General features: G+C 75.4%; 5 protein-coding genes. 2 read left to right on the top strand and 3 right to left on the bottom strand.

All coding sequences use genetic code 11. The features are described 5' to 3' along the window. Positions 1-85 precede the first annotated feature (85 nt). The 3 genes from DZF91_RS28570 to DZF91_RS28560 form a co-directional block, all read right to left on the bottom strand. Entirely contained in the window at positions 86-817 is a 732-nt protein-coding gene (locus DZF91_RS28570; RefSeq protein ID WP_117360221.1) for a phosphocholine cytidylyltransferase family protein, read from the bottom strand. Positions 818-841: 24 nt separating this feature from the next. Beyond that, positions 842-1,420, bottom strand: coding sequence for a DUF5941 domain-containing protein (locus tag DZF91_RS28565; RefSeq protein ID WP_199486955.1), 579 nt, complete (start codon positions 1,418-1,420; stop codon positions 842-844). Between the two features lie 263 nt (positions 1,421-1,683). After that, positions 1,684-3,357, bottom strand: a complete 1,674-nt coding sequence (locus DZF91_RS28560) for a CDP-alcohol phosphatidyltransferase family protein (protein ID WP_117360220.1) — start codon at positions 3,355-3,357, stop codon at positions 1,684-1,686. Between the two features lie 236 nt (positions 3,358-3,593). On the opposite strand from DZF91_RS28560, the gene ispD reads away from it, so the two are divergent. Together ispD and DZF91_RS28550 are read left to right on the top strand one after the other, a co-directional pair. Beyond that, the gene (gene ispD / locus DZF91_RS28555; RefSeq protein ID WP_117360219.1) at positions 3,594-4,286 is read left to right on the top strand and encodes a 2-C-methyl-D-erythritol 4-phosphate cytidylyltransferase; all 693 of its coding nucleotides are present in this window, start codon (positions 3,594-3,596) and stop codon (positions 4,284-4,286) included. Continuing rightward, positions 4,283-5,032: a glycerophosphodiester phosphodiesterase gene (locus tag DZF91_RS28550; protein ID WP_117360218.1), complete on the top strand. Its 750-nt coding sequence runs from the start codon at positions 4,283-4,285 to the stop codon at positions 5,030-5,032. Before ispD ends, DZF91_RS28550 begins: the two co-directional genes overlap by 4 nt. The last annotated feature ends 79 nt before the right edge of the window (positions 5,033-5,111 follow it).

Raw genomic sequence — 5,111 nt, 5'->3', positions numbered from 1 at the left:
CGCGCGCGGCGCGCGGGCGCGTCCGCCGCCGGTACGGCGTCGCCGCCGCACCCCGGACGCGGGTCGTGCGGCGGCGACGGGACGGCTAGTAGGTCGTGGCGATCTTCCGGGCCTTGGCCAGGTCGTCGTGGTTGTCGACCTCGACCCAGGCGACCTCGCCGATCGGGGCGACGCCGATCTTCCCGCCGCGGTTCACGAACTCCTGGTAGCCGTCCTCGTAGTAGAGGTCGGGGTCGCCCTCCCAGGTGGCCTTCAGCGCGTCGGCGAGCGCCTCGGCGGCGGCGGGCTCGATCAGCGTCGCGCCGATGTACTCGCCGTTCGCGGTCGCCGGGTCCATCAGCTTGGTGATCTTCTGGAGGTGGCCCTCGCCGTCGAGGATGACCTTCATCTCCTCGTCCGCGAGAGTTTTCACGTTGTCCACGGCGAGGAGGATCTGCGGGCCGCGGTTGGCCAGTAGCGTCTTCTCCACGCTCACCGGGTGGACGGTGTCGCCGTTGACGAGGAGGACGCCCTTGGCGAAGTGCTCGCGGGCCAGCCAGAGCGAGTAGGCGTTGTTCCACTCCTCGGCCTTGTCGTTGTGCACGAGCGTGATCGAGACGCCGTACTTCTCCTCGAGGGCGGCCTTGCGCTCCTCCACCGCGGACGCGCGGTAGCCGACCACGATGACGACGTCGGTCAGCCCGACCTCGGCCAGGTTGGACAGCGCGATGTCCAGGATGGTGGTCTCGCCGTCCACGGGCACCAGGGCCTTCGGCAGCGTGTCGGTGTAGGGGCGCAGCCTCCGGCCCGCTCCTGCCGCCAGCACCATCCCGATCATGTTCCCTCTTCTCCAGGTCGGACGTCACGCCGCCGCCGCGCCCGAGTCGCGCCGGCTCACGACGCTCTCGCACGCGAACAACACGCCAAGGTAGGCGGCGAGCGCGGCGTACGCGAACGGAAGAAGCCCGGAGAGCCCGAAGAAGGCGACCAGGAGCATCCGCCCCTCCCAGCCGAGCCCGGCCGGGAACAGCCAATCCGCCGGCCAGAGTCCCTGGCGGGTGCGGTAAACGGTGTCGTAGTGGTGGAACGCCAGCACGCCGAGCAGCAGGAAGACCAGCGGCGCGGGCACGCCCTGCGCGAACCCCAGTACGGCCAGGTAACCATACTCGATGGCACGGATGATAGGCGGAACGAGCCAGTCGAGACGTCCGGTATGCCCGTGCCCGGCGGCGGCCCCGGTCAGCAGCAGGAGCAGCGGCGGGGCGAACAGCGCGACCGGCTGCCGGGCGCCCGGCCCCAGCGCGAGCAGCACCAACGAGGCCGTGAGGGCGAGCACAGCCCCGGGCAGCGGCGGCACCCGGTCGCGCGCGAGCGCGGCGAGGACCGCGCAGACCGGCCCGTCGTCCCGGTAGGCCCGCAGCCGGGCCGTCCCGACGGCCACACCCTGGGGAACCCCCGCCGCTCCGGCGCCTCGCCCGCCTTCTCGGCGCGGGGCCGCGATGCCGGGCGGAGCCTCCGCGTGCGGGAGCGTTCTGGACGGGGCTTCCGTCCTAGGCAGCGGTCCGGGCGGACCGAAGGCTTCGGGACTCCCGGTGACCTCCGTGGTCCCGGGGGAACCGGTGGTTCCGGGGGAACCGGTGGTCCCGGGGGAACCGGTGGCGGCTCCGGCGGTCTCGGACGCCTCGGCGGGCGGGTCGGTGGCGGTCATCCGTGCAGGGCCCTCATCACTCGTCCGGTCAGGGTGTAGCAGCCCGCGATCCAGCCCCACACGAGCAGGACGGCGAAGGTCAGGCGGGCGGTGCCGAGCGCGGCGGTCAGGCAGATCACCGCGAACCGCTCCCCGATCGGCAGCACGACGATCTTCTTCGCCCAGTGCAGCGCCGGGACGGCGGTGGTGGCGCGGGACAGCCGCTCGGCCGTTCCGGCGGGCGCGGCCGGGGTGCGCGGGCGCTCGGGCCGCTGGTCGCCCGCCACGGTGAGCGGGATGGGCGGGGCGTCCGGGGCGGCGGGCCGCGGCCGGTCGGCGTAGGAGAAGTCGACCATGTGCCGGACGGTCTGCAGCGCGAGCGCGGCGGTGGCGAGCATCCACACGTTCCCGGCGTGCGGGCCGCCGTCCCAGGCCGCGGCGGACGCCCCGGCGGCCAGCCCCGCGTAGACCGCGTACTCCTTGAGCCGGTCGAACATCGCGTCCAGCCAGGCGCCGAACGGGCTGTAGCGGCGGGTGAAGCGGGCGAGCTGGCCGTCCACGCAGTCGAGCACGAAGGCCAGGTAGAACAGGACGGCCCCGGCGACCATCCCGCTCCGGTCGCCGCCCGCGAAGCAGAACGCGGCGAGCGCCGCCAGGCCGCCCGAGGCCCACGTGACGGCGTTCGGCTCGACGCCGAGCCAGGCGGCGGCGCGGACGAGCAGCGGCGACCACGAGCTGACGGCGTAGGTCGCGAACCAGCCGTCGTCGCGCTTGATCGCCGCCCGGAGCCGGACCCCGTCCTCGTCGGCCCTCTCCGCCGCCTCCAAGGCCTCCTGGGCGGCTTCCACGCCCGAGACCCGGCGGCACACGAGCTCGGGAGCGGCCGGGTCGGCCGTCACCGGCATCCCGGCGCGCACGAGCCCGACCAGCAGCAGTTCGAGGGCGTCGTGCTCATCGGCCGGGCCGTCGTCACTCTCCGGAGCGGTCTCCGCCTCCGCCTCCGGTTCGGGCTCCGGCGGCGGTGGCGGTGCGGTCTGCGGCGTCGTCCACGTCGTGAGCGCGGACGGCGAGATGGCCGGGAGCGCGGTCGGCGGCGCGGGCGGCGCGGGCGGGACGGCGGGGAGCGCGCCGGGGACCTCCAGCAGGACGGCGATGCTCTCGGCGATCTCCGCCGCCTGGACGGTCCGCTGCTCCCCCACGCACAGCGGGCCGGGGAAGTCGGCCGTGGGGGCCGACACCCGGTGGAACCCCGAGCCCGCCGAGACGACGCGTCCGGACCCGTCCACCCGGACCGGACGCCCCCTGCCCGCGGGCCGCCGCACCGTCACGGCCGTCGCGGGCCGGTCGGCGGCGTCCAGGACCAGCCGGGTGAGCTGCTCGTCGCTGATCACCAGGTCGCCGGGCAGCAGCACCACCGGGGTGCGCGCCCGGCGCGCGAGCCGGGCGATCTCGCGCAGGTCGGCGGCGGTGTCCTCGCACTCGACGGGGTCGTGGCCGTCCTTGCGGAGCGGCGGCGCGAGCGCCGGCCGGGTGATCACCCGGTGCTCGGCCACGCCCAGCCGCTCCAGCCGGCGGACGAGCCTGGTCAGCAGGCTCACGCCGCCGTCCGCGGACGGGACGGGCACCGCGGCCGCCGGGAACGGGTCCGGGCCTTCGGCCCGTCCGGTCGCGATGATCACGGCGAGGGTCATCGGCGCCTCCGGCCGGTCGGGGAGAGTGTTCGTGACAGAGAGTAGTCATTCCGCGGCCGTCCGCGGCGCAGCGGCGTGTCCGGTAGAAAAGATCCGGAACGGGTCGAGCCGCGCGTCGCTCCCGGCCCCGCCGCCTCCGGCCCGGCGGACGGGCGCGGACGGGCGGGCGCGGGTGCCAGGTCACGGTGGAGGCGCGCGGCAGGCGCGCACGATGGTGCGGTGAGGAAGGGAAGTCCATGGCGACGGTCGCGGTGGTGCTCGCGGGCGGCATCGGGCAGCGGATGGGCGCGGGCCGCCCCAAGCAGCTCATCGAGGTCGGCGGACGGCCGATCCTCGCCCTGTCGGTGGCCGCGTTCGACGCGCACCCCGGCGTGGACGAGGTGCTGGTGGTGATGAACGCCGGGCACCTGCGCGACGCCGCAGCGATGGTCGCGCCGTACCGCAAGGTCACCAGGGTGATCGAGGGCGGCGACACCCGGACCGCCTCGTCCGCCGCCGCGCTGCGCGCCCTCGCGGACCGTCCGGACGACACCCGGGTGCTGATCCACGACGCGGCCCGGCCGTTCGTGGACCGGCCCGTCATCGACCGCGTGCTGGCCGGGCTGGACGGCTACGAGGCGGTCGCGGTCGGGGTGCCGTCGTCCGACACCATCGTCGAGGTCAGCGGCGGGATGGTCGCCGCGATGCCGCCGCGCGAGTCGCTGGTGCGGTTCCAGACGCCGCAGGCGTTCCGGCTCGGCACCGTCCGCGAGGCCTACGAACTGGCGCTCGCCGACCCCGCGCTGCGCGCCACCGACGACTGCGGGATCGTGCACCGGTACCTGCCGGACGTCCCGATCACCGTCGTCCTGGGCGACGAGCGCAACCTCAAGGTCACCCACCCGCTGGACATCGTCATCGCCGAGCACCTCGCCGCGGAGGATTCATGATCTTCGACCGTCCGCCCGCCGTCATCGGCCACCGCGGCCTCGGCGCGGGCACGCTCCCCGACGACACGGGCACGCCCGTCGCCGAGAACACCCTGGACTCGCTGCTGGCCGCCGTCCGCGCGGGCGCGTCGTGGGTGGAGATCGACGTCACGCGCACCGCCGACGACGCCCTCGTCCTGCGGCACGACCCGACCACCGCGGACGGCGCGTTCGTCGTCGGCCGGACCGCCGCCGAGACCGGCCTCCCCAGGCTGGAGGACGTCTTCGACGGGCTGCCGCCCGAGGTCGCGGTGGACGTGGACGTCAAGACCATCCTCGAGGACGCCGTGGACGCCCCGTCCCGGCGCACCGGCGCGCTGCTCGCCCCGGTCCTGCGGCGCGAGGCGCGGCGGCGCCGGCTGCTGGTGACCTCGTTCGACCCGTCCCTGCTGACCTACCTCAAGGACGAGCTGCCGGACGTCCCGCTGGGCCTGCTGACCTGGCTGCGGTTCCCGCTCTGGCACGGCGTCCCGGCCGCCGCAGGGCTGGGCCTCCAGGCCGTCGCCGTGCACACCGCGTCCTGCGGGTTCGAGCATCCCGACAGCCGCCTGCGCCCGCTCGACCAGATCGTGGACGCGGCGCACAAGGCGGGCCTGGCGTTCATGGCGTGGTGCCCGACCGCCGAGGCCGCGCCGTCCTACGCGGCGGCCGGGGCGGACGCGCTGGTCGTCAACGACGTCCCGGGCGTCCTGGCCGCCGTCCGCTGACCCCCGGGCGCCCCCGCGCCGCCCCCGCGCGGTCCGAGGCGGTCGCCAGGGTCATGCGGGCGGCGGGGCGCTCGGCGGG

It is taken from the genome of Actinomadura logoneensis, assembly GCF_003428695.1.
Taxonomy (GTDB): Bacteria; Actinomycetota; Actinomycetes; order Streptosporangiales; family Streptosporangiaceae; genus Spirillospora; species Spirillospora logoneensis.
Note: the sequence above shows the minus strand (reverse complement) of the source record. Positions and strands in the feature narration are given on the sequence as shown.

What these genes read in the sequence shown, in the direction of transcription:
- DZF91_RS28570 (WP_117360221.1), bottom strand. Translation starts at nt 817, where the DNA reads ATGATCGGGATGGTGCTGGCGGCAGGAGCGGGCCGGAGGCTGCGCCCC.
- DZF91_RS28550 (WP_117360218.1), top strand. Translation starts at nt 4,283, where the DNA reads ATGATCTTCGACCGTCCGCCCGCCGTCATCGGCCACCGCGGCCTCGGC.
- DZF91_RS28560 (WP_117360220.1), bottom strand. Translation starts at nt 3,357, where the DNA reads ATGACCCTCGCCGTGATCATCGCGACCGGACGGGCCGAAGGCCCGGAC.
- ispD (WP_117360219.1), top strand. Translation starts at nt 3,594, where the DNA reads ATGGCGACGGTCGCGGTGGTGCTCGCGGGCGGCATCGGGCAGCGGATG.